The organism is Roseburia sp. AM59-24XD, from assembly GCF_003478445.1.
Lineage (GTDB): Bacteria > Bacillota > Clostridia > Lachnospirales > Lachnospiraceae > Jutongia.
The window spans coordinates 12,873-36,937 of the sequence record NZ_QUET01000030.1 but is presented as its reverse complement, the minus strand read 5'-3'; the positions used below and the strand labels follow the sequence as shown (position 1 = coordinate 36,937).

At 47.3% G+C, this 24,065-nt stretch carries 13 protein-coding genes and 2 pseudogenes; 10 read left to right on the top strand and 5 right to left on the bottom strand.

Annotated elements, in window-relative coordinates; all coding sequences use genetic code 11:
- Positions 1-1,121: 1,121 nt before the first annotated feature.
- Entirely contained in the window at positions 1,122-2,165 is a 1,044-nt protein-coding gene (locus DXA20_RS13340; RefSeq protein WP_118561452.1) for an ATP-binding protein, read from the top strand.
- A 609-nt stretch (positions 2,166-2,774) separates the two neighbouring features.
- Here DXA20_RS13340 and DXA20_RS13330 read toward each other — a convergent pair.
- Both DXA20_RS13330 and DXA20_RS13325 read right to left on the bottom strand, forming a co-directional pair.
- Entirely contained in the window at positions 2,775-3,233 is a 459-nt protein-coding gene (locus tag DXA20_RS13330; RefSeq protein ID WP_118561448.1) for a GDSL-type esterase/lipase family protein, read from the bottom strand.
- Entirely contained in the window at positions 3,131-3,847 is a 717-nt protein-coding gene (locus DXA20_RS13325) for a hypothetical protein (RefSeq protein WP_118561446.1), read from the bottom strand. Before DXA20_RS13325 ends, DXA20_RS13330 begins: the two co-directional genes overlap by 103 nt.
- 215 nt (positions 3,848-4,062) lie before the next feature.
- On the opposite strand from DXA20_RS13325, the gene DXA20_RS13320 reads away from it, so the two are divergent.
- Complete coding sequence (locus DXA20_RS13320) at positions 4,063-4,566, top strand: SEC-C metal-binding domain-containing protein (protein ID WP_022307154.1); 504 nt, start codon at positions 4,063-4,065, stop codon at positions 4,564-4,566.
- Positions 4,567-4,634: 68 nt separating this feature from the next.
- Here the strand turns inward: DXA20_RS13320 and DXA20_RS13315 are convergent, their stop codons facing one another.
- On the bottom strand, positions 4,635-4,874 hold the full coding sequence (locus DXA20_RS13315) for a Veg family protein (protein WP_022307155.1): 240 nt from the start codon (positions 4,872-4,874) through the stop codon (positions 4,635-4,637).
- A 173-nt stretch (positions 4,875-5,047) separates the two neighbouring features.
- On the opposite strand from DXA20_RS13315, the gene DXA20_RS13310 reads away from it, so the two are divergent.
- Entirely contained in the window at positions 5,048-5,758 is a 711-nt protein-coding gene (locus DXA20_RS13310; RefSeq protein WP_022307156.1) for a 3'-5' exonuclease, read from the top strand.
- Positions 5,759-5,897: 139 nt separating this feature from the next.
- Here the strand turns inward: DXA20_RS13310 and DXA20_RS13305 are convergent, their stop codons facing one another.
- Positions 5,898-7,745, bottom strand: coding sequence for a lectin like domain-containing protein (locus DXA20_RS13305; protein ID WP_279222378.1), 1,848 nt, complete (start codon positions 7,743-7,745; stop codon positions 5,898-5,900).
- A gap of 1,244 nt (positions 7,746-8,989) precedes the next feature.
- On the opposite strand from DXA20_RS13305, the gene DXA20_RS13300 reads away from it, so the two are divergent.
- The 3 genes from DXA20_RS13300 (at position 8,990) to ytvI (ending at position 15,141) form a co-directional block, all read left to right on the top strand.
- Complete coding sequence (locus DXA20_RS13300; protein WP_118561442.1) at positions 8,990-12,904, top strand: cellulase family glycosylhydrolase; 3,915 nt, start codon at positions 8,990-8,992, stop codon at positions 12,902-12,904.
- A gap of 230 nt (positions 12,905-13,134) precedes the next feature.
- Positions 13,135-13,983 (top strand): DUF368 domain-containing protein, encoded by an 849-nt coding sequence (locus DXA20_RS13295; protein ID WP_118561440.1) that lies wholly within the window; start codon positions 13,135-13,137, stop codon positions 13,981-13,983.
- Between the two features lie 21 nt (positions 13,984-14,004).
- A complete protein-coding gene (gene ytvI / locus DXA20_RS13290) occupies positions 14,005-15,141 on the top strand; it encodes a sporulation integral membrane protein YtvI (protein ID WP_158577241.1) in 1,137 nt (378 codons plus the stop codon).
- 270 nt (positions 15,142-15,411) lie between these two features.
- Here ytvI and DXA20_RS13285 read toward each other — a convergent pair.
- Positions 15,412-17,023 (bottom strand): annotated as a pseudogene (locus tag DXA20_RS13285) (CTP synthase).
- A gap of 206 nt (positions 17,024-17,229) precedes the next feature.
- On the opposite strand from DXA20_RS13285, the pseudogene ftsH reads away from it, so the two are divergent.
- The 4 genes and pseudogenes from ftsH to hprK all read left to right on the top strand — a co-directional run bounded on the left by ftsH (position 17,230) and on the right by hprK (position 24,033).
- Positions 17,230-19,961, top strand: a pseudogene (gene ftsH / locus DXA20_RS16460) (ATP-dependent zinc metalloprotease FtsH).
- A gap of 116 nt (positions 19,962-20,077) precedes the next feature.
- Positions 20,078-21,169: a fibronectin type III domain-containing protein gene (locus DXA20_RS13275; RefSeq protein ID WP_118561436.1), complete on the top strand. Its 1,092-nt coding sequence runs from the start codon at positions 20,078-20,080 to the stop codon at positions 21,167-21,169.
- Positions 21,170-21,171: 2 nt separating this feature from the next.
- Complete coding sequence (gene uvrC / locus DXA20_RS13270; protein ID WP_118561434.1) at positions 21,172-23,070, top strand: excinuclease ABC subunit UvrC; 1,899 nt, start codon at positions 21,172-21,174, stop codon at positions 23,068-23,070.
- Positions 23,071-23,073: 3 nt separating this feature from the next.
- Positions 23,074-24,033 carry an HPr(Ser) kinase/phosphatase gene (gene hprK, locus DXA20_RS13265; protein ID WP_022307165.1) on the top strand — a complete coding sequence of 320 codons (960 nt, stop codon included), beginning with the start codon at positions 23,074-23,076 and terminating at the stop codon, positions 24,031-24,033.
- The last annotated feature ends 32 nt before the right edge of the window (positions 24,034-24,065 follow it).

Here is a 24,065-nt window from a genome sequence, read left to right as displayed (position 1 = left end):
CGTGAACTATGACTAAAAAATTGACGCAGATCAGTAGGATTTCCGAAAAATCTTTGCTTTGCAATGCTTTGATAAATACGCATCCGCACGACTGAGCCCCATAGGTGGGTTCAGCTATTTCGGACGGCACGCTCCCGCTACCACTGCACCACGCAGCGGTACATAACGCCCCGGATATTCAATAGAGTATCTATATCATTTGCATAATCCGGGGCGTAAATACCGGCGGGTGCAAGTGCCTTTCGAAACATCTGATTCCCACCTCGGGGCGAGTACGGCAGGATGCGTTTATCGAAAATCAAAGCAGCAAAGCAATTAGAGTTTTCGAAATCCGTAAGTGACAAGACAATTTTTTTGTCATAGCTCACGGATTTTTGATATATTGGCAGGCATAATATGATTTCTAAATAACCAGACATAAGAAATATTATGGTCATACATCAATTTGAGGTATGGGAAGTCTTAGTTAATAATATTACAGATTAGAAAGTATAAAAGCTCGACGGTTCTGAGGAATCTGGAGTACATCCATTGCCTGTTCAGCAGAGAAGTTAAGGGATTTCATAATACTGCGAACATTGTCTAAAAATAGTTGATTTTGGGTTTAAGCCAGCTTATCGAAATTTTGTTGATTTTATGGCACGAAAAACAGACTATTGGAATTCGGTGTGTCAGACTAAATTCCATCAGCCATATTTAAAAATGTTAAATGCTTATTTTCAGTCTGACAGCAGATTTCGATCGGTTAATTGGTTGCCTTCAATATAAAGATCCAACGCTTGCAAAAAGTTATAAAAGGTTATAAAATAGAATAAAAGTTATAAAAGGTTATAAAACAAATAAAAAGTTATAAAAGAATATATTTGATGTTGGGGTCAAAATACCTTTTGCCCCCAACTGATGCTACGGATTGCTTCATTGCAAAGCAATTCTCGCAATCCTACAAACACCTCCAATCCCGCACATTTGCAAGCAAATCTGCTTCTTGTCGGTGTTTGGCGGGTCAAGCCACCAGATAACAATTTGTATGCAAACATACATTGCTATCTGCTTTTGACCCTTGCATCATATATTTGCAATAATCTCATAAATTTAAAAAAGCAGGGAAAGGAGACTTAGTCGTGAATAATAATCCATTTACTCTGGCCTTTGGAAAGAAACCATTACAATATGTGTCCAGAATTGTTCAGACAGATCAGATCGTGGAAGATTATGTGGCAGATCCCGTAACCAATCAGATATACATGGTTACAGGAGTCCGGGGTTCAGGAAAGACGGTGATGATGACCAACATTGCGGGGATTTTTTCCGAACGAAATGACTGGATTGTTGTCGAATTAAATGCGACCAGAGATTTGCTGCAAAGCCTTGCGTCTAAGCTATATGCGGTTCCGAAGCTGCATGAATGCTTTTTGAAAGCCAGACTGGATTTTTCTGCGTTCGGTCTTGGAGTTACTATTGAAAATGCAGCACCGGTGACGGATGTAGAAGATATGGTAGCGAAAATGCTGGATCAGATACGGAAGCAGGGAATGAGACTGCTGATCACAATTGACGAGGTGGTATACTCAGAACAGATGAAAGTATTTGTGAGTGCTTTTCAGATTTTCATGCGGCAGGACTATCCAATCTTTTTGTTAATGACAGGACTGTATGAAAATATATATGAATTGCAGAATGATAAGTCGCTGACCTTTCTATACCGGGCACCCAAAATTATTCTGGAGCCGTTAAGTCTGACAGCAGTGTGTCAGCACTATATGGATATATTCCGGTTAGACAAAGAAAGTGCAGGAAAAATGGCTACGCTTACGAGAGGATATCCGTTTGCATTTCAGGTGCTTGGATATCTTTACTGGGAACATCGGGATACAAAAACCGTGCAGGAGATATTGCCGGAATATGACCAATATCTGGAGGAATATGTATATAGTAAAATATGGTCGGAAATGTCGGACAAAGACAAAGAAATCATGCAGCAACTGGCGGAAAGTGGAGAAATCAAGGTAAAAGATCTCAGAGAACAGCTGGAGATGAGCTCGGAGCAGTTTTCCGTGTACAGAGAGCGGCTGAAACGAAAAGGCGTGATCGACACGAGGAAATATGGAAAGATTTCCATGGCATTGCCAAGGTTTGAAGAATTTATCCAAATGAGAATGTTTTAATAGACGACTAAGACTTCCTGCAGCCGGGAATGGAATCTGCCCATAATATTTCTTATGACAAGTACCTTTGAATATGATTTTTGCCTTATAGATCCTTTAAAGCTCTGGGAGACTGGGGTTGAAAATTGTCTTGTCGCATTACGGTTTTCGAAAAATCTAAATGCTTTGCTGTTTCGATGTCTGATGAACGCATCTTTCCGTACTCGCCTCAGGGTGGGATTCAGATGTTTCAAAGGGCACTTGCGCTCGCCACTACTTGCACCTTGTTTTTTAAGGTGCTATGTAGTGCTGCGTAGCGCAGTGTAGCGGGAGCGTGCCCGCTGAAATAACTGAACCCGCCCTGGAGGCTCAAGCCGTCCAGATGCGTATTCATCGAAACATTGCAAAGCAAAGATTTTTCAGAAAACCTAACGATCTGCGTCAATTTTCAAACACAGTCTCCCAGAGCAGTCAAACTTCAGAGGCAAAAATCATAATGCAATTTTCCGAACATAAGAAATATTATGGGTATACCTCGATTTTTTTGGGCGGGGGCAGGAAATTTTAGCAGATCAATTTAAGAGAAAATCAAAACAGGCACCCTTGCGGGTGCCTTCATCATTCTTTCGTTTATTCCCAATCCATTAACTTCTTAGCGGCTGCCACGACAAGCTCGGAAACCTTCTGATGCGTTGCTTCCGTAGGATGCCAGAATGTGCCGATACCATCCTTTTCCTCGTCCTGCAGTGGAAGCTGCAGATACTTGATGGCAACATCCTCGTTGGCTTTGGAATATTCCTTGACGGCATGCTGAACCGTTGAGCAGAGCGTCTGGTCCATGGTGCCGAGCATGCACAGGATCTTTGCCTGCGGGTGCTTCGCATGAATGTTGCGGAGAAATCCCTGATAGACAAGACTGAAAGCCTTTTTGCGCTCCGGATAATTCTTCGTATAGCTGGCATCGTTCGTGCCGAGATATACGGTGATCAGATCCGGCTCGAACCGCGTGTGATCCCATTTCTCCCAAAGAGAAGGAGGTTCGTGGAAAAACTGCTGGCAGCAGCCGGCGTCCGTGTACTCGTAGAGCATCGGAACAAGCAGGAATCATCGGCCTGATCGCCCTCCTCGATATAAGCGGAGATCACACCCTTGCCGTTCCAGGCAACGATTTCGAAATCGGCGTCCAGTGCGCGGGCGGTCTTGACAGAGTAAGACTTTGTCGGGTTCTCTACGGCTGTGTTGTGAAGCTCATCAGAAGCGCTTCCCTCTACGCCGTAGCCGCAGGTGATTGAATCACCAATGATCTGGATCTTACGCTTCTTCGGTGCAGGTGGCGGTAACAGCTCCTCGGTATCAATGATCAGTTCCTCAATACCGCAAATAGCATATTCCGGTTCGCTGTATTTCATGATCGTAATAGTGACCGTCTCCGGTATCTCTGATTCGAAGAGATCCACGGTCTGTCTCAGCCTGGTCAGCTCCACGCGCTTCGCAGGTTCGGTCGCATCGTTGATAAAAATACCGATCCAGGCGTGGTGTTCCTCTGGCCAGTCCGCCGGATCAGAAATGATCACAGCCTGTGCTTTCTGACCGGTAAAACAAAAAGATATGGAAGTGGCAGAGTATCCCAGATAACGGACATTATCGCGGAAAATTGTTCTGCCGCTGACTTTTACATGATCTTCGGTTGGCAAAAAATGCATTTTGTCCTCCATTCTGAAGTGATCTTCGTGAAATATGTACGACTGCAGTGCTTGAAAGAAAGAATACACAGTCGCATATATCTATTTTAACACCTCATAAAAAGTATGACAAGCAGATTGACACATATTCCGTCAAATGATATCATGGAGATTGGTATAGCGAAAGTTATCTTCGCTGTACTTGTGGTGAAAATTAGAAAAGAGAGGTTTTAGAAATGGGATTACTGCAGGACTGGAGAGAGTACGCATATGGCGTAGATATTAATTCAAAGGCAGGCCAGGCAATCTGGGCAAAGTATTTTAACGAAGAGAAGGCTGTATATGAGCAGCTTCTGGCGAATCCGGAGGAGGTTGTTTCCGGCACCGTGAAGGAGCTCGCTGACAAATATAACATGGAATTGAAGTATATGGTTGGTTTTCTGGATGGTATCAATGAGAGCCTGAAGACACCAAATCCGATCGAGGATATGGATGAGAACACACAGGTAAGTCTTGATATTGATCTGGAGCAGCTTTACTATCACATGGTAGAGGCAAAGGCTGACTGGCTGTATGAGCTTCCGGCATGGGACGAGCTTTTAACTGCAGAGAGACGGAAGGAACTCTATATGGAGCAGAAGAAATCCGGTACGATCGTTAAAGAGAAGAAAGTGGGCAGAAATGATCCATGTCCATGCGGCAGCGGCAAGAAGTATAAGTTCTGCTGTGGAAGAGCTTAACAGACGGAATCGGAAGAATGCAGAGCAAAATAAAAGCCATCCATGAATGGATGGCTTTTAAATATCATTTACAGTAACTGCATCTGGACATCTTTTGTTAATACATCCGTGTAGCTGTAAGAAACCGTCTGGGTTGTGGAATCCAAATCATTCACGATTTCAACCAGAAAGATGCTTGGATATGTTTTACAAATGGTTCCTTCGGTGATGTCAATCTTATGTCGACCGCGATTTGAACGGATTTTAACTTTGCTGCCAATATTCATACCTACAGAACGTCTAACCTTATTGATATCGGACTGACTCATAGTTTGCCTCCTTTGATTACGGGATTGTCATGAATCAAAATATGGGGGATGATTCGATAACAATCGTTAGCAGTACAGTAAAATGTTACCACGAAACCGTGAAAAAGTCAATATTAGGCACTATATGTAGATGTAAAAAATGTCGTTTATAACAAAATATAGGGAGTAAGAAAATGCAGCATATCATGATAGATCTGGAAATGAATAAAATAGAAAAGCAGTGGCGAGGCAAGAACAAGCTGTCCAGCGAACTGATAGAGATCGGAGCCGTACGAATGGACGATCACTTTGAGGTGGTGGATACATACCAGAGTTATGTGAAGCCGGAGTTTGGAACGATGGATGCCGTGATCATTGATCTGACAGGGATCACTGACGACAAGGTCAAGGATGCACCCGGATTTGCCGAGGCAATGGATGATTTCACCGAGTGGATCGGACCGGGGGAGACACAGTTTTATTCCTGGAGTATGTCCGACATCCGTCAGTTCCAGCACGAAGCAATATTTAAGAGTTATCCGGGAACGATCATTCAGCAGATGGAAGAGAACTGGACGGACTTTCAGGAGGAGTTTCGGAGACTTCTGGGACTTCACCACCGCATCAAGCTCTCCTATGCCGTATCGGCGGCGGATTATGAGTTCCAGGGGGCACAGCATACGGCACTGGCAGATGCGGTCAATACCGCGGAGATCCTGCGGTTGTCAAAGGATCCGGAGCGTTTCCTGACGGTGATGAAGCCGGTGCTTGATCTGGTCAGCAAGGAGCGCAAGGAGCAGACACTGATGGATATGTGTCCGGACTTTTTTGCCGCATTTATGGAGGCAGCGGAAAAGGACGCCGATGAGAAAACGGATGGGGCGAAAGCAGATCAGGCTGACTGACCTTTCGTGAGGAATGAGTCTGTGAAAAGATCGGGACGACCGGGCTTTCAAAGTAGAATACCCCAATGAAACATGAAAGGGCAGAGAGCTTGCTTTTACAGCAGGAACCTCTGCCCTTTTTGGGATAATCTCTTAGGAGTTATTTCACAACAGTAAGACGAAGCCTTGCCTTATGTCCGTTGTAGGTTTTCACCGTTAATGTGGTCTTTCCGCGGTGGCGGGCTGTCACACGCCCTGTCTTTGATACCCGGGCAACCCCTGGATGGGAAGAATGGAACGTTAGCTTATTGCTGGCGGAACCGGAGGAAAGCTTTACCTTAAGTGTGAAATGTCTGCCTTTCTTCACGGTTTTCCGGTTCTTCGCCGGTTTAAACTTCACCTTGGAAGGGGCTTTCTTAATATTGAAACGATATAAATAGGATGTTTCTCCGTCAGATACAAGGATGGAAGATTTGCCGCGTCTTCGTGCGGTAACCTTGCCGGATGCATCAACGGTCAGCAGCGATGGATCATTGCTTGTGTAGCTTGTATAGCTGTCAGGAATACGGTAGGTTTCTCCTTTGCCGAGCTTGATCGTCTTTACAACAGAAGGCAGTTCGGCAACATCCCCTGTGGTGTTCGAGGTGAAAGCCTTGACGCATACATTGTTGTAGCCGACAGCGGCTGTATCAAGCCAGCGCATCGTGCTGTCCGGAGCGGAAGTCTTTTGCTTCGTGAACAGATAGCTTTCGCCAAGACGGGAGCCGTAGCTGATATTTAAAGAGGAATCCGTGCTGTCGCGCCCCTCCAGAGGAACATATACATTTGTAGAGCCGGACTGAACATAGGTCACAACCACAGAGAACTTCTCGCCGGCAGCAAGATTGACCGGCGTTGTCAGCGTAGCTGTATGGTAACCGTTCTGCCCTGCAATGCCGGTAGTCGTGCATTCGCTCACCAGCATACCGTCGGTCGGATCGGAGCCAACGCCGCGGTAAACCTCGATCCGGTAAGGCTGATTATCGGTCAGCGTATAGAACGACACGGCCTTTAAGGTCTGATCAGAAGTACCGTTTGCCTCAAAGATATTGGCAGCCTTCAGATTGTGGGAATTGGAATAGTTTGCGGTTCCCCAGCCGAATCCGTCATACTGGTAAATGTGGTCGTAATTGCCGGCAGATTCTACCAGAAAACTCGAGCAGTCGCAAATGGACTGATCATAATAGGAAAGCCAGAAATAACCGTTATCCCCGGAGGCGGTACCGTAACTGTTGGCAATCAGCCATGCCCCGTTGCCGGCTGGCGTTCTGGAGAAATTGGATGCAGAGAAATTGTCATCCCATCCAACGATCGTGACGCTGTGGTTCGCATTTTTCACGGCCTGTGCACCGGAATAGTAGGTCTGGTAATAAGCGTGGCCATTCGCAGACGGATGAAGAAATGTTTTGTCAAAAAACAGCGACACAGACATTGCCCCATGATCCAGAATAGACTGCTTCATCTTCGGGATAATGGATGCATCTGTATAGTAATACTGCTTGCCGATCGTATATTCATCGTAATTATAGACATTCTGCAGATGTGCGTAGGAATCATAACGCAGGCTTCCTCTCTGCACCATGGAATATGCCATGGAAGTCACGTCAGAGGTGGTGGCGCCGGAAAACGGAGCCGTGCTTTCAAGCTCCGGACCGGACCATTTCGCTAGCGTGAAGGTCGCGAGGATTGCAGAACCGCCGTTATCATAGGGAAGAGTACCGGACACGCTGCCGTATGCAAACGGATTTGGAAAAAACGAAGTATTTGTATCGTTATCTGCAGAGGAAATACCATCCCAATAGGTAGGATCCTCGGCAAGTGTTGACGGATGATAGGAAAACCATGCAAGGTGGCTTTCTGAAAAATCAACGGAATCCGCCGGGAACAACCCGTTCTTGATACAGTTTGACTCGATCGTCTTGATCGCTGAAAATGCCCAGCAGCAGCCGGTAGATCCCTGATCCCTGATCGGGTGGTAAGTCCCTGCTCCCGCAGATCATATCGCACAGGAAGCTCAGAAGCCTTCTTCAGATGGCTTCCGGAGGCATCTGCGGACTCGTTCGTATAAACATTGCCGGAGGCATCCTCGAAATGAGAACGCACCAGGTCATTGTCACTTGTCTCATCCACACGCGAGATCATCTGGTCTATGGAGACCGTGGATGCCATGACCGATGACGGACAGGATGTTACGCACAGGGACAGACCCAGCAGAGTTGCAAGGGCTGTGTTCCTATATGTAATGGTACGATTTATTTTGATCATAAAAGAATCCTTTCTAAATATAAATAAACAACACATAATGCCACGGATTGCCTGACTGCGACCCGTTTATGCTCTTTGCACCATTTTATCATTAAAGGAAACGAATGAACAGTGGAGGAAATATTAAGATTTTGTGAAGTCAAATAATTCCTTAAATTTCTCACATGGAACGTTACTATGTACCCATCCTATTTCTTGTGTCCGAGAGGAATGACATGATTTTGTCTGCCAAAACACTTGAAAATCCGTGAGTTGTGGCTAAAAAATTGTCTTGTCACTTACGGATTTCGAAAAGCCTAATTGCTTTGCTGCTTTGATTTTTGATAAACGTATCCTTCCGTACTCGCCCCGAGGGGGGATTCAGATGTTTCGAAAGGCACTTGCACCAGCCGGTACTTACGCCCCAAGTTATAGAAATATATCTATAATTTTTTTGACATTTGGGGCGTTATGTACGCTGCGTGGTGCAGTTGTAGCGGAAGCGTGCCGTCCGAAATAGCTGAACCCACCTACGGGGCTCAGTCGTACGGATACGCATTTATCAAAGCATTGCAAAGCAAAGGCTTTTCAGAAATCCTACTGATCTGCGTCAATTTTTCAGCCAGAGCTCACGGATCAGCTTGTTTTCCGAGACAAAATTATTATAGTATTTATCGGACATAAGAAATAGGATGGGGACATATCCCTTTTTTTGAGTGATAAATTTAAGTAATAATCTGAAAGAAACATTGTAAAAAATTGTACATATCTATTTTTGTATAAAACGTAAATAAAAATGTGAATGTTATTAAAAGTAAACAAAATATATTGACATAGAACAGGAAAATGTTACAATATAAACAAATATTGCGTGGGAGAAAACTGCGATAAAATATTTTCGAGAAAGGGGGAACGAGGAGGGGTAATTGAAAAAAGAAACAATGAGATAGAATCACAGGAGGTATATTTATGAGACTTAAGAAAGCGATTTCGTGGCTCTTATCTGCAGCCATGGTATTGTCGATGACTTCTCTGCCGGCACCGGTTAAGGCGGCAGACACGGAGGCAGACCATCAGCTCGAGAGCCCACAGTATATTGTGAGCATCACAGGAACCGATCTGGTCAAGGCGGGTATGGACGAGACGAAGATGCAGGCTTTGATCGACGGCGGCAAGGGGAACGCCACATTTTATGTACATATGGGAAAGGCAGATGCTTATTCCTGGCTGCAGTCCCGGAGCGGATCTGTCAATGCATTTGATCCGGATCATATGGATGCAGACCATTATGTTGAGGGAACCACCGGAACGGGTGCTTCCAACAAGTATCTGACAGCAGCCAAGTGTACCATGCAGAAGAACAACAATTATCCGATCCAGATCAATCAGGATGATGAGCCGATCGGTAACGTCGGAACCGGTAATTACGCATTTCCGGCAAACGGTATTACTACAAGTAAGATCCAGAAGGTAGCAAACTGGTCTCTGTCCGTTGCGATCAAGACAACGAACACAGAGGCAATACCGTTAGGTATTATTTTCAGCGATGGCACAAGCGTCACACTGAACACAGACGGTACGATCGCCGGTGTCAACGACTTCACAAAACCGACCTGCGAGAACACTACACTGGATGGTTCTACAGCAGCACCGGAGCGTACTCCGATGATCAAGATGACGGCAGCACAGGCTCGTGAGAACCTGAAGAAGTCGATTGATTATCTGAGTAGCATGGATACCAGTGGATATCAGGAGGCGTCCGTACAGAAGCTGCAGGATGCGCTGGTAACGGCACAGGCAGCATATGACAAGACAGACAGTGCCAATACCGTTTATTTCTCAGCAAGAAATGCACTGGAGAAGGTACACTGCAACATGCTTTTCAAGGATAGCACAGAGCAGAGCAATCCTAAGCCATTCCGTGTGCTGGACAAGGATCAGGTGATCGCTGAGATGGGCGTTGGCACTAACCTTGGAAATACCATGGATGGTCACTCAGGCTTCACACCAAGTGAGACAGCATGGCAGGGACAGGTAACTACCAAGAAGTATATGAAGGCACTTCATGATGCCGGATATAATACAGTTCGTATCCCGGTGACCTGGGGTAACATGATCAACGAGGACGGCTCCATTAAGGAAGTATGGATGAGCCGTGTACAGGAGATCGTTGACTACTGCGTATCTCAGGATATGTATGTTATCATCAATACGCACCACGATGATGTAGCAAAGGACGGCGGCTGGCTCAATGTCGGTGCCGATGATATCGATTCCATTGAGAAGAAGTTCGAGTTAGTATGGAAGACCATCGCAAACCGCTTCAAGGATTACGATGAGCATCTGATCTTCGAGTCTATGAATGAGGTATCCTGTCTCGATTACGATGAGAGCATGAAGAACTCTGCTGATGCGGTAAACTATGATCGTCCAATCATCATGAACTTCAACCAGTTATTTGTGAATGCCGTTCGTTCTACCGGCTCTAACAATACAAAGCGCTGGCTGGCAGCCGTTGATCACTATGCATCAACAGGTACAAGCTCTGAGTTTGTAATGCCAACGGATTATTACAATACAGACAATCCACGTCTGATGTTTGCAGCACACAGATATTCCAAGTCAACCAACGTATCCTGGACTTATGCAGAGGCAACCGAGATGGTAAAGAATCTTCAGGATATGTACAAGAAGTTTGGTTCTGATTATCCAATGTATTTAGGTGAGTACGGAACCAGAAATAAAAAGCTTGCCGGTTCTAAGACAGGCTACAATGATGTTGAGAGAGCTTACTATTCTGAAATCATCAACAGAGCATGTCAGGTTAATGGCATGGTTCCGTGCGTATGGGATCAGGGCTACGGTCAGGACGATGATCCGTTAACCAAGGAAGGAATTTTCTCCTTCTGGAATCGTGACGAAGCAAAGCCGATCTACAAGACGATCACAGATGCGATGGCAAGAGGAACTCTTCTGGAAGCATCCGCAGCCAATAAGAAGGGTGATTACAAAGATATTGTTAAAGACCCTGAAGTAAAGGAGATCACAGAGCTGACTCCGAGTAAGACATCCCTTGAACTCACAATGGGTGAAAGAGAGACGATCAGTGCAGTAGCAGCACCGGAGGATACCAACGATGTTGTTGTATGGAGCACAGACGATGATAACGTTGCAACGGTATTCAACGGCATGGTTCATGCAAAGAATATCGGTACAACCACAATCCATGTAGCTTCCCTGAGCGGCTCCGTTTCAGAGGATATCGAGGTAACAGTAAAGCGTACACCGAAGACAGATGACTCAGCAACAGAGATTACCACAGATGCTGATTCATATATTGTAAAGCTTGGACAGAGCGAGACGATCAAGACCTCCCTCGTCCCGGAGACAGCAACAGAGACACTTACCTTCCGGTCTTCCGATGAGAAAGTAGCAATCGTAAATGATTACGGCGTAATCTCACCAAAGGCAATCGGTAAGACATATGTGATCATCACTGCCTCCAACGGTGTGACTAAGACAGTTCCCGTAGAGGTTCAGCCACTTGTTGACCCAACCAAGTTAAATGTTGCCGTAAATGTTTACTACAACAGTGCAGGAACAGGCGGCAATTACAATTCCATCGAGCATGGTTCACCGGTCGTGGTAAATGGCGATGGAACCTACACAGCAAGCTTTGATCTGGAAAAGGATCTTTCCGATGCAGGAAAGAATGCAGGCATCAAGGATATCAACCAGGTAACAGCAATCTATTTGCAGGACTATGATGTGACTGTTGGAAATATTGCAAAGTCCAATGTTGAGAATCCAAAGCCAAACAAGATCATGATCAAATGGGAGAAGATCCTTGTCAATGATCAGGAAATGACAATTACACAGAACGGCAGCGATACCAATGGTAAGACTGCAATGAATGGAACCAAGTTCGATACAGGTTCTCCGATCAACGGATGGACAGGATCTGATATTGAAGAGGCAACACAGGATAAGTCACTCCATGCTGCAAGCTTTACTGTTCCAAACCCAACGAAGATCAGCATTACCTTTACATTAACAAATGTGAAGTTCCGTGACACCGGAAGCAAGGATGTTGATGCAACTGAGATCACCGGTGATCAGGACGATGTCAGTATGATCCTTGGTGGCGAGGACAAGGAGCTTTCCGTAAATGTGGCACCTGTTGAGACCACCTCTAAGGTAACCTTCGTATCAAGCGATGACTCCGTTGTAGATGTTGACAACACTGCAGTTTCACCGGTTGACGGTATCGCAACGGCAAGCCTTAAGGCAGTTGGAATCGGCGATGCAACTGTTACTGCATACACAAGCAATGGTCTTTCTAAGACATTTAATGTTCATGTGGCAGAGAAGGAGGAGCCGGCTCCAACGGAATCGCCGGAGCCAAGCGTTGCTCCTAGTGCAAAGCCAAGTGATGCACCTGCACCATCCGATACACCTGCACCGTCAGATGTGCCGACAGCAGTACCGAGCGCGGTTCCGACAGCAGTACCGAGTGCAGTACCAAATGCAGCACCGTCACAGGCACCAAACGGAAACGGTACTGTAACACCGGCTCCGACTAAGGCGCCGGTTGTGAAGAATGCATGCAAGAGCGTTAAGGCAAAGAAAAAAACAGTTACAGTAAAGAAGGGAAAGACTGCAACAGTCAAGTTTACCGTGACTGCAGCCAACAAAAAGCTTGCTACAACCGATAAGCTGAAAGTAACCGTAAAGAATGCAAAGATTGCATCCGTAGTAACCAAGAAGACTTCTGTAAAGAAGGGTGTTGCAACCGTAACGGTCAAGGGTAAGAAGAAAGGAAGCACCAAGCTTACCGTTAAGATCGGTACAAAGTCAGCAAAGGTTACGGTCAAAGTAAAATAATTCTTCGCTAAGATTCCAAAGGATTCAAGCAAAATTACAGAAGAGGATTGCCGAAAGGCAGTCCTCTTTTTGCAATTCTTAACATTTTATGAAACGGGGGAAAAGAATTGTAAGAAAAATAATTATGTGCTATCATGGGTATATTTAGCAGACCGTTCATACAATGCAATGTAGCGTGGACGCTTCAAAGAAAAGTTTCAAAGTGAAAATGATATCAGGAGGAAAAGGTAATGAATCTATTCAAAGACATACTGAGAGGTGTTGTCATTGGTATCGCCAATGCGATCCCGGGAGTCAGTGGAGGCACAATGATGGTTTCCATGGGCATTTATGACAAGCTCATCTACAGTGTGACGCACTTATTTAAACAGCCGGTCAAGAGCATCAAGACACTGCTTCCGTATTTTATCGGTATGGCGATCGGAATTGTCGGACTGGCATTCGCCATTGTGGCAATGTTTGAGCATATTCCGTTTCAGACATGCATGTTATTTATCGGTCTGATCCTTGGCGGTGTACCGATCCTTACCGGACATCTCAAGGGAGTCAGATTTAATCTGTCACACGCTGTTGTATTTCTGATCTTTTTCGGTTCGATCATTCTGTTACAGATATTCGGCGGACAAGGATCAGACGTTGCACTGACAGTGACACCGATTTCTCTGTTTAAGCTGGTGCTTGTCGGTATCGTGGCTGCGGCTACGATGGTCATTCCGGGAGTGAGCGGTTCCATGATGCTTATGACGATGGGGTATTATTATCCGGTGATCGGCAGCGTAAAGGACTTTATTACAGCGTTGGTCGCATTTGATGCACCAAAGATTATACACATTTGTATGATTCTGATTCCGTTTGGAATCGGTGTGGTTGTCGGTATCTTTGCAGTGGCAAAGCTGATCGAGATGCTGATGGATAAGTATGAGGCATTGACCTACTGTGGTATTATGGGTCTTGTTGTCGCATCACCGGTGGTGATCCTGATGAGTGCTCCGCTTGCCGGAATGTCTGTTGTGACAGTACTCACGGGAGCAGTCACATTTGTGGTTGGCGTTGTGATCGCGCTCTGCCTCGGCAAATAACAGAAATGGGGGTTGATGTGTATGGAGGAACAGAAGGATTTGCATCGTCGGATCCTTGTTAATCTTGGGATAGCACTGGCAGGGATACTGCTTCTGGTCTTTGTTGTGCCGCCGCTGATACGGCTGCTCATGCCGCTTATTGTGGCGTGGATCGTAGCAATGATCGCCAATCCTATCATTCGTTTTCTGGAGAAAAGAATCAAACTGATGCGTAAGCATGGTACAGCACTTGTGATCATACTGGTTCTTGCGGCGATCTGTGCGGCATTCTATGGTCTGGTGGTGCTTGTGGCAAGCCAGTTCAGCTCCTGGGTAACAGAGCTTCCGGGTGTTTATGACTCTGTGACGCAGAATCTGCAGCAGCTGTTCCAGACTCTTCATCACAAATGGAATATCATTCCGGCTGACTTTAAGCTTGCTTTTGATCAGCGGGAGAATGTGCTGGACAGTTACATTCAGAAGGCAATTGACGGTCTGTTGAAGATGGTCAATTCCGGATCTTTGTCTAAGGTCGGCTCGCTGGCAAGTTCATTGATGGACTTTCTGGTTTATACGATCTTAACGATCCTTGCGTCCTACTTTATGACGGTTGAGAAGGATCGTTTTTCGGAAATTCTCGAGAAGAATACGCCGGTTGGCATTAAAAATCTGTGGGGTAAGATCAAGAAAATATTTGTCCGTGCGATCGGTGGCTATTTTAAGGCACATTTTCAGATTATGATCGTGATCTTCTTTATCACGGTGATTCCGTTCGCATTCATGGGGATCAGCTACAGCGGTCTCCTGGCAGCGGTGATCGCTATCGTGGATTTCCTGCCGTTCTTTGGAGCGGGGACCGTGCTGGTGCCGTGGGCAGTCTATCGTCTGGTGACCGGCTCGTATAGCTATGCTGCGGTATTGTTTGTGCTGTATATCATTGTGCTTATCGTGCGTCAGCTTCTGGAACCGAAGCTTATAGGAGACAATATCGGTGTCAGTCCGTTTGAGACACTCGTCTTCATGCTGATCGGTTACCGGCTGGGTGGCATGCTCGGACTCATTGTCGGCATTCCTGCAGGGATGGTCCTCGTAGAATGTTACCGTGAGGGAATGTTTGACAGCTATATCCGTGGGATCAGGATACTGGTGCGGGACATTAACGAATATCGTAAATATTAGTAAACAACCTCAATTTTTGCCACATTATGATCGTCTGTTTATGTAAAAAAGCATTGCACTTTGTTAGTCACGGAGTGCAATGCTTTTTGTATACCGAAGCTTTCATATAACAAACCGGCAAATCCACTCTTTCGGAGCGGATTTGCCGGTTTGTTCTGGTATAGGAAAATGCTCGTAACGTGGTGAAATGCCAACGAGAATTGCGAAGCAATTCTTGGAGGGCAAAACGCTGGTTTTGCCCTTTTGTTCACAAGCTGATTGTTCGTTTGATTATTTATGTGTGTCCTGGTATTCCAGAGCGGCACCGACAAATCCCTTGAACAGTGGATGCGGTCTGTTCGGTCTGGACTTAAACTCAGGATGTGCCTGCGTAGCATGAACCAAGGATGATCCTTTAATTCCATCATCTCCACGATACGTCCGTCCGGTGACAGACCGGAGAAGGTCATACCTGCCTTTAACAGATCCTCACGATAGTAGTTGTTGACCTCGTAACGATGTCTGTGTCTTTCATGGATCATATCCTCGCCGTACAGCTCATAAGCCTTGGAGGACTTGTCCAGAACACATGGGTAAGAGCCGAGACGGAGTGTACCGCCGATATCCTCGATGCCATCCTGCTCCGGCATCAGATGGATAACCGGATGTGTGGTCTGCGGATCCAGCTCAATACTGTGTGCATCGTTGAAGCCGACTACATTTCTGGCAAACTCAACGATCGCAAGCTGCATGCCGAGACAAAGACCGAGAAATGGGATCTTATGCTCACGCGCATACTTGATTGCAATGATCTTACCGTCGATGCCGCGGTCACCGAAACCGCCCGGTACCAATACGCCGCTGACATCGCTGAGAAGTTCGTCTACATTGCCCTCGTTCAGATCCTCGGAAGGGATCCACTTGATATTAACATTGCTCTTGTGTGCGAGACCGCCGTGTTTTAAGGACTCGACAACACTGATATATGCATCATGAAGGGAAGTATACTTACCAACCAGAGCGACCGTTACGTCTTTCTCGAGATTCTTGATCGTATTGACCATGTTCTCCCATTCGGTGATATCCGGCTCCGGACAGTCAAGCTGCAGACACTCGCAGATTACATCAGCGAGGTGCTCCTTCTCCATGGCAAGAGGTGCTTCGTAAAGTGTCTCCACATCCAGATTCTGGAGAACGTGGGATGCAGGTACATTACAGAAGAGTGCGATCTTATCCTTTAAGCCCGGCTCCAGAGGATGCTCGGTACGGCATACAATAACATCCGGCTGGATACCCATGCCCTGCAGTTCCTTAACGCTTGCCTGCGTCGCTTCGTCTTCATCTCGCCGGAAGCATGCAGATAAGGAATCAGAGTTACATGAACCAGAGCCACATTCTCATGACCCATATCGTGCTGGAACTGACGGATCGACTCGAGGAAAGGCTGGCTCTCGATATCGCCTGCAGTACCGCCGACCTCAATGATCGCAATCTGTGTATCAGGACAGCCGTCATTGCGATAGAAACGGCTCTTGATCTCATTTGTGATGTGTGGGATGACCTGAACCGTGCCACCGCCATAATCGCCGCGGCGCTCCTTATTCAGAACAGACCAGTAAACCTTTCCGGTTGTAACATTGGACTGCTTCGTCAGGCTCTCATCGATAAAACGCTCATAGTGTCCCAGATCAAGGTCTGTCTCAGCACCGTCGTCGGTAACGAAAACTTCGCCGTGCTGTACCGGGTTCATGGTTCCCGGATCGATATTGATATAGGGATCAAACTTTTGCATTGTCACGCTGTATCCGCGCATTTTCAAAAGACGTCCCAGTGAAGCTGCTGTAATACCCTTTCCAAGACCGGATACAACACCGCCTGTAACAAAGACATATTTGACTGCCATGATTTTTCCTCCATTTGTAGTGTGCATTGATTAGTATCAGAAAAATAAAAACTATTTACTAGTATACTCCAAAACATAGCCATGTTTCAATTCTTTTTTTACAGAATTTTCAGATTTATCAGATTTTCTTCACAGGTTGATATATTGATTTATGGGAACACTACATTTATAATGATGATTATGAGGTTAATTAGGAGGAAACGAAATTGGAGAATAATACAAACCGACCAAACGGCGGGGATGATGACCGCCAGAAGAAACAAAACCGCCGGGGGATCATTATCTGTCTCGCAGTGGCGATAGGAGTATTCATTGTATTTTCCATGATGAATCGTCAGGTACAGCAGATGACGAACCGGGAGATTACCTATGATAAGTTCATCCGGATGTTGGATGATGGACAGGTTAAATCGGTTACCCTGACTGCCGACCGGCTTAAGATCACGCCGAAGAGTAGCGGCAACAGCGTATATCAGGTGACTTACTATACCGGCATTATTTCCATGGACTACAGTCTTGTGGAACGTTTAAGCAACGCCGGCGTTGAGTTCAAGAAGGATCTCACGGACAACAGCTCCAGCATGCTGTATATGCTGATGTCCTATCTGTTCCCGGTGCTTCTGCTCTGGGGCGGACTGTTCCTGATCTTCCGCCTGATGTCACGTAATTCCGGTGGCATGATGGGGATTGGCAAGAGCACGGCGAAGATGTATGTACAGAAGGAGACCGGTGTGACGTTTAAGGACGTTGCCGGTCAGGAGGAAGCGATGGACTCTCTGACAGAGATGGTCGACTTCCTCAATAATCCGGGTAAGTACACGGAGATTGGTGCCAGACTCCCGAAGGGAGCACTGCTCGTAGGACCTCCGGGAACCGGTAAGACACTGCTTGCCAAGGCAGTTGCCGGCGAGGCGGGTGTGCCGTTTTTCTCCCTTTCCGGATCGGATTTTGTGGAGATGTTTGTCGGTGTGGGAGCTTCCCGTGTGCGTGATCTGTTCAAGCAGGCACAGGCGATGGCCCCGTGTATTATCTTTATTGACGAGATCGATGCGATCGGTAAGAGCCGTGACAGCCAATATGGCGGCGGCAATGATGAGCGTGAGCAGACATTGAACCAGCTTCTCTCCGAGATGGATGGCTTTGACAGCTCCAAGGGACTTGTGATCCTCGGTGCAACCAACCGTCCGGAGGTGCTTGATAAAGCACTTCTTCGTCCGGGACGTTTTGACCGCCGTGTCATCGTCGAGAAGCCGGATCTCAAAGGTCGTGTGGATATCCTGAAGGTTCATGCCAAGGATGTGCTGATGGATGATTCTGTTGATTTCGATGAGATCGCACTTGCGACAAGCGGTGCCGTTGGTTCCGATCTTGCCAATATGATCAATGAGGCAGCGATCATGGCAGTAAAGGCAGGAAGAAAGGCAGTCTGCCAGGCGGATCTGTTTGAGGCGGTTGAGGTCGTGATCGCCGGTAAGGAGAAAAAGGACCGCATTCTCGGTAAAGAAGAGAAGAAGATCGTTGCTTATCATGAGACCGGTCATGCACTCGTTACTGCATTGATGAAGCATTCCGAGCCGGTGCAGAAGATTACGATCGTACCGAGAACCATGGGTTCCCTCGGCTATGTCATGCAGGTTCCTGAGGAAGAGAAGTATCTGATGAGCAAGGAAGAGATCCTGACACGGATCACGACATTGTTCGGCGGTCGTGCGGCAGAGCAGATTGTGTTCGATTCGATCACGACAGGAGCTCCAATGATATTGAGCAGGCGACCAAGCTTGCAAGAGCAATGGTGACACAGTACGGTATGTCAGAGAAGTTTGGACTGATCGGTCTGGAGTCCATCCAGAACCGTTATCTGGACGGCAGGGCAGTGCTTAACTGCGGTGATGCCACAGAGGCGGAGATCGATCAGGAGGTTATGAAGATTCTCAAGGAATGTTACGCAAAGGCAGAGGAGCTGCTTCGCGGCGACAGAGAGGCACTCGACAAGCTGGCAGAGTTTTTGATCGCGCATGAGACGATCACCGGCAAGGAGTTCATGAAGATCTTCCGTCAGGTAAAGGGAATCACCGATCCGGAGGGAGATCTGTACGAGGCACTGGTGCTTGACGTGGACGGTACACTGGTCGGTACGGACAAGCAGGTTTCCGAAGCAACACGCGAAGCCATCATCGAGGCACAGCAGCGTGGCAAGACTGTGGCGATCGCATCCGGCAGATCCATTTCCGGAATACGCCGGACAGCGGCGAAGATCCGCCTGGAGCAGTTCGGAGGCTATGTGATCGCATACAACGGTACGACGGTCATTAACTGTAAGACCGGCGAGTGCATTTACAACCAGACCCTTGATCATGACATGATCAAGCCGGTTTACGAGGCGGCGAAGGAACTCGGTCTTGGGATCACCGTATATCACGATGAAGAGAAGGAGCTGTTAGCCGGTAATGGTGTAGATGCTTATATTGAGGCGGATGCAAAGGCGTGTGACATCACGATTCGTGAGGTCAATGATCTTGTGCGTGCGATTGATTTCCCGGTCAATAAGCTTCTGCTTTCCGGAGAGCCGGAGAAGATGAAGCAGGTCGAGAAGCATCTTTGTGAAAAGTTCGGAGACAGGCTCAATGTATTCCGGTCCGATCCGTATTATGTCGAGATCCTGCCGAAGTTCGTAGACAAAGCCGTTGCGGTCGATAAGCTGATGAAGTTCCTTGATATCAGTAAGGACAAGGTGATCTGTGTCGGTGACAGCTTCAATGATCTTCCGATGCTTCGTTACGCAGGCAAGGGTGTTGCAATGGGCAACGCACAGGAGGAAGTCAAGGAGGCGGCTGATTATGTGACAGCCTCCAACGATGAAGACGGGATTGTCGAGGTCATTCGTAAGTTCATGACGCCGCAGAAGGATGAGGACGCGGATCCCTCTGACAGCTTGTAAACCATCGATAAATATGATAAAATAACAGCCGGGACAATTCTCTTGTCCCGGCTGTTATTGACTAACTTACTAATTATTTCGTTTACAAATGCAGATAGATAGATCAGGAGATACTCATGCGTAAATTCATCAAAAGATATATTGCCGTGTTCATGGCGGCATGTGTAATACTTGGAGGCTGGAATGTTCAGGAAGGTACGGCTCAGGCGGCAACCTTCAGTGACATCAATCAGGACAGCGTATTTTTGAAGCAGCCGGGAGGCAGCAACCTTTGCACACTCGTTGCAGCAACGATGATGGTGCGCCGCGGTGCGATGATGAACGGCAATGACAACTGGGCGTCGATCTCCACAGACATGATGCGTTCGGCAGCTTGGGTTGAGGGAATCGGACTGAAGTGGAACTTTACCTGCGGAAGTGTGACCGTGGCACATGATTCCTTTTCCGGCACGGCAGCAGATCTGCAGACAAAGCTTTCCGAACATCCGGAGGGCATTGTGCTGTATAAGCAAAAGTCTGATCAGCAGCATGCAATCCTTGTGACAGACTATACCGATGGCGTGTTTTACTGTGCAGATCCATCGGGAGCAGTTGCCTCCGGCAGGATTCCGCTTTCTTCGGCGAGCATTACGATCGAGGCATCCAATTATATCTGGTATATCAGCAGCCCGACTCTCTATCTGACAGACTCCTCAGGCAACCAGATTCCGCATGTCGTCGAGACTCCAAAGCCTACTGTCACACCGAAGCCGACTGCTGCAGCCACAGCAAAGCCGACGGCGACGGCGAAAGCGACAGCTACGGCAAAGCCTAAGAAAACGACAAAGCCAAAGACAACAACCAAACCGAAGACAACGGCAAAACCGAAAAATACAGAAACTGCGAAGCCGTCTGCCACAGAAAAGGCAGAAAAGGTGAAAGCACCCGGAAAGGTCAAGGATGTTGTTGTTAAGAATAATAAGAAAAAGACATTAACCATTACCTGGAAGAAGACGTCAGGAGCTAAGGGCTATCAGCTTCGTTTTGCAACAACGAAGAAGATTCCGGGGGGCGCTGCATCGGTGACACTCACCGGGCGCAGAGCAGCACTGACCGATCTTTCCAAAGGCAGTGTCTTTTATGTGAAAGTGCGTGCATATAAACTAAACGGCAAAAAGAAAGTGTACGGCTCATATAGTGCCGTCAAAAAGGGAAAGGTCAAGAAGTAAAAGTGTTTAATATTGAGGAGGAGCTGAAAAAGCTGCCCGGAAAGCCCGGCGTGTATCTGATGCATGACGCGAAGGATGCTATTATATATGTAGGAAAGGCAATCAGTCTGAAGAACAGAGTACGGCAGTATTTTCAGCCAAGCAGAAATGTTTCACCAAAGATTGAGAAAATGATCTCGCAGATCGATCATTTTGAATATATCATTACTGATTCCGAGGTGGAGGCACTGGTGTTGGAGAGTAATCTGATCAAAGAACACCGTCCCAAATATAACACCATGCTCAAGGATGACAAGAGTTATCCGTTTATCAAGGCGACTGTGGGAGAGACATACCCGCGCCTGATCTATTCCAGACAGGAGAAAAGGGATAAGTCAAAGTATTTTGGACCATACACAAGCGCAGGCTCCGCCAGAGACACGCTCGAGCTTCTGCGTAAGATTTACCATATCCGGAGCTGCAGACGTGTCCTGCCGAGGGATACCGGAAAGGAACGTCCGTGCTTAAATTACCATATCGGACAGTGTGATGCGCCGTGTCAGGGATATATTTCCCCGGAGGATTACAGAGAACATTTCAAGGAAGCACTGAAGATCCTGGAGGGAGATTATTCCGGAGTGCTTTCGTATCTTCAGGACAAGATGACGGCGGCAGCCGAGGCGATGCAGTTTGAGGAAGCTGCACAGTACCGTGACCTGATCGAGAGCGTCCGCAAGTCCTCCGTCCACCAGAAGATCACTGATTTTGATGGGCTGGACAGGGATATCATTGCGCTTGCCAAGGATCAGAGCGAGGCAGTCGTGCAGGTCTTTTTTATCCGGGAGGGCAGGATGATCGGCAGGGATCATTTCCATCTGAACGGTGTGGACGGTTCCAACAGACAGGAGATCCTACAGGCATTTATCAAGCAGTTTTATGCGGGGACACCTTTTATTCCCAAGGAACTCATGTTAGAATATGAGATAGAGGATGAGGAAGTGATTGCACGCTGGCTCAGCGAGAGGCGCGGTGATAAGGTTCGTATCATTGTTCCCAAAAAGGGACAGAAGGAACGGCTTGTCGAGCTGGCGCATAAGAACGCGATGATGGTTCTGGAGCAGGATGCACAGAAGATCCGCCGTGCGGAGGAGCGTACGACGGGAGCAATGCAGGAGATCTGTTCGTGGATCGGTCTCACCGATGTTCACCGTGTGGAATCCTATGATATTTCCAATATCAGCGGTTTTCAGTCGGTCGGATCCATGGTTGTTTTCGAGGATGGATCGCCGAGAAGGAGCGATTACCGCAAGTTCCGTATTAAGACCGTGCATGGACCCGACGATTATGCCAGCATGCGGGAGGTGCTGACCAGACGCTTTCAGCATGGACTGGACGAGGAGAAGAAGCTGGCGGACGAAGGGCTTTCCGGCGAGGAAGGCAGCTTTACGCGATACCCGGATCTGATCATGATGGATGGTGGTAAAGGACAGGTTCATATTGCCGAGGAGGTTCTTGACAAGCTGCAACTATCCATTCCGGTATGCGGTATGGTCAAGGATGACAGGCATCGGACCCGTGGTATTTACTTTCATGGGGAGGAGTTGCCGATCAATACCGGCAGCGAGGGCTTTCACCTGATGACCAGGATTCAGGATGAGGTTCACCGGTTTGCGATCGAGTATCACCGTTCCCTGCGCAGCAAGGTACAGGTCAAGTCGATCCTGGATGACATTCCGGGGATCGGAGAGAAGCGCCGCCGCGCACTGATGAAGAGATTTGGCTCCATAGAAGCAGTACGGAGCGCAGATATAGAGGAGTTAGCACAAACAGAAACAATGAACATGGGGGCAGCCACGAAGGTCTATGAGTTCTTTCATTCCACAGAGAACCGTCCGGAGGGCAGCTTGCAAGAAGGAGAATAGCATATGGCAGAGACTTACAGCGTATCACTGGAAAAGCTCATTGAGCAGATGGAACTGGAAAATGTCACATCCGATGTGGATGTATCGCGCATCGACATCGTACAGACCGATGTAAACCGTCCGGCACTGCAGTTAGCAGGCTTCTTTGATTATTTTGACTCCGGAAGGATTCAGATCATCGGTCATGTCGAGCATACCTACATGGAGCAGAAGGGATTGGATTACACACTGGAGATGATGGAGATCATCATGGCGGGCAGCGAGCGTCACACAAAGCCGCCGTGCATCGTGTTTTGCCGTAATCTTCATATTGACGAGAAGCTGGTTCAGCTTGCCAGCAAATATCAGGTGCCTATTCTGCGCACCCCGAAGGAGACCAACGCATTTATGGCAGAGGTCATCCGCTGGCTGAATGTCGAACTGGCACCGCGCTGCAGCGTGCATGGCGTACTTCTCGATCTTTTCGGAGAGGGTGTACTGATCATGGGCGAGAGCGGCATCGGTAAGTCCGAGGTTGCGCTGGAGTTGATCCACAGAGGTCATCGTCTTGTATCTGATGATGTCGTAGAGATTAAGAAAGTAAGTGATGCTTCCCTGATCGGAAGCGCACCGGACATCACCCGTCATTTCATCGAGCTGCGCGGTATCGGTATCATCGATGCGAAGACATTATTTGGTGTAGAGAGTGTAAAGAACGAGCAGGAGATCAATCTTGTCATCAAGCTCGAGGAATATAATAAGAATCAGGAATATGACCGTCTCGGTCTGGAGGAGCAGTACATTGAGTTCCTTGGCAACAAGGTCGTATGCCATTCCATTCCGATCCGCCCGGGTCGTAACTGCGCGATCATCTGTGAGTCTGCGGCAGTCAACTACCGTCAGAAGAAAATGGGCTACAATGCGGCACTCGAGCTTTACAACCGTGTCACCAACAACATTGCAGAGAAGTCCCAGAAGAAATAAGTACAGACTGGGGATTTTAAATGGAGGGGTAT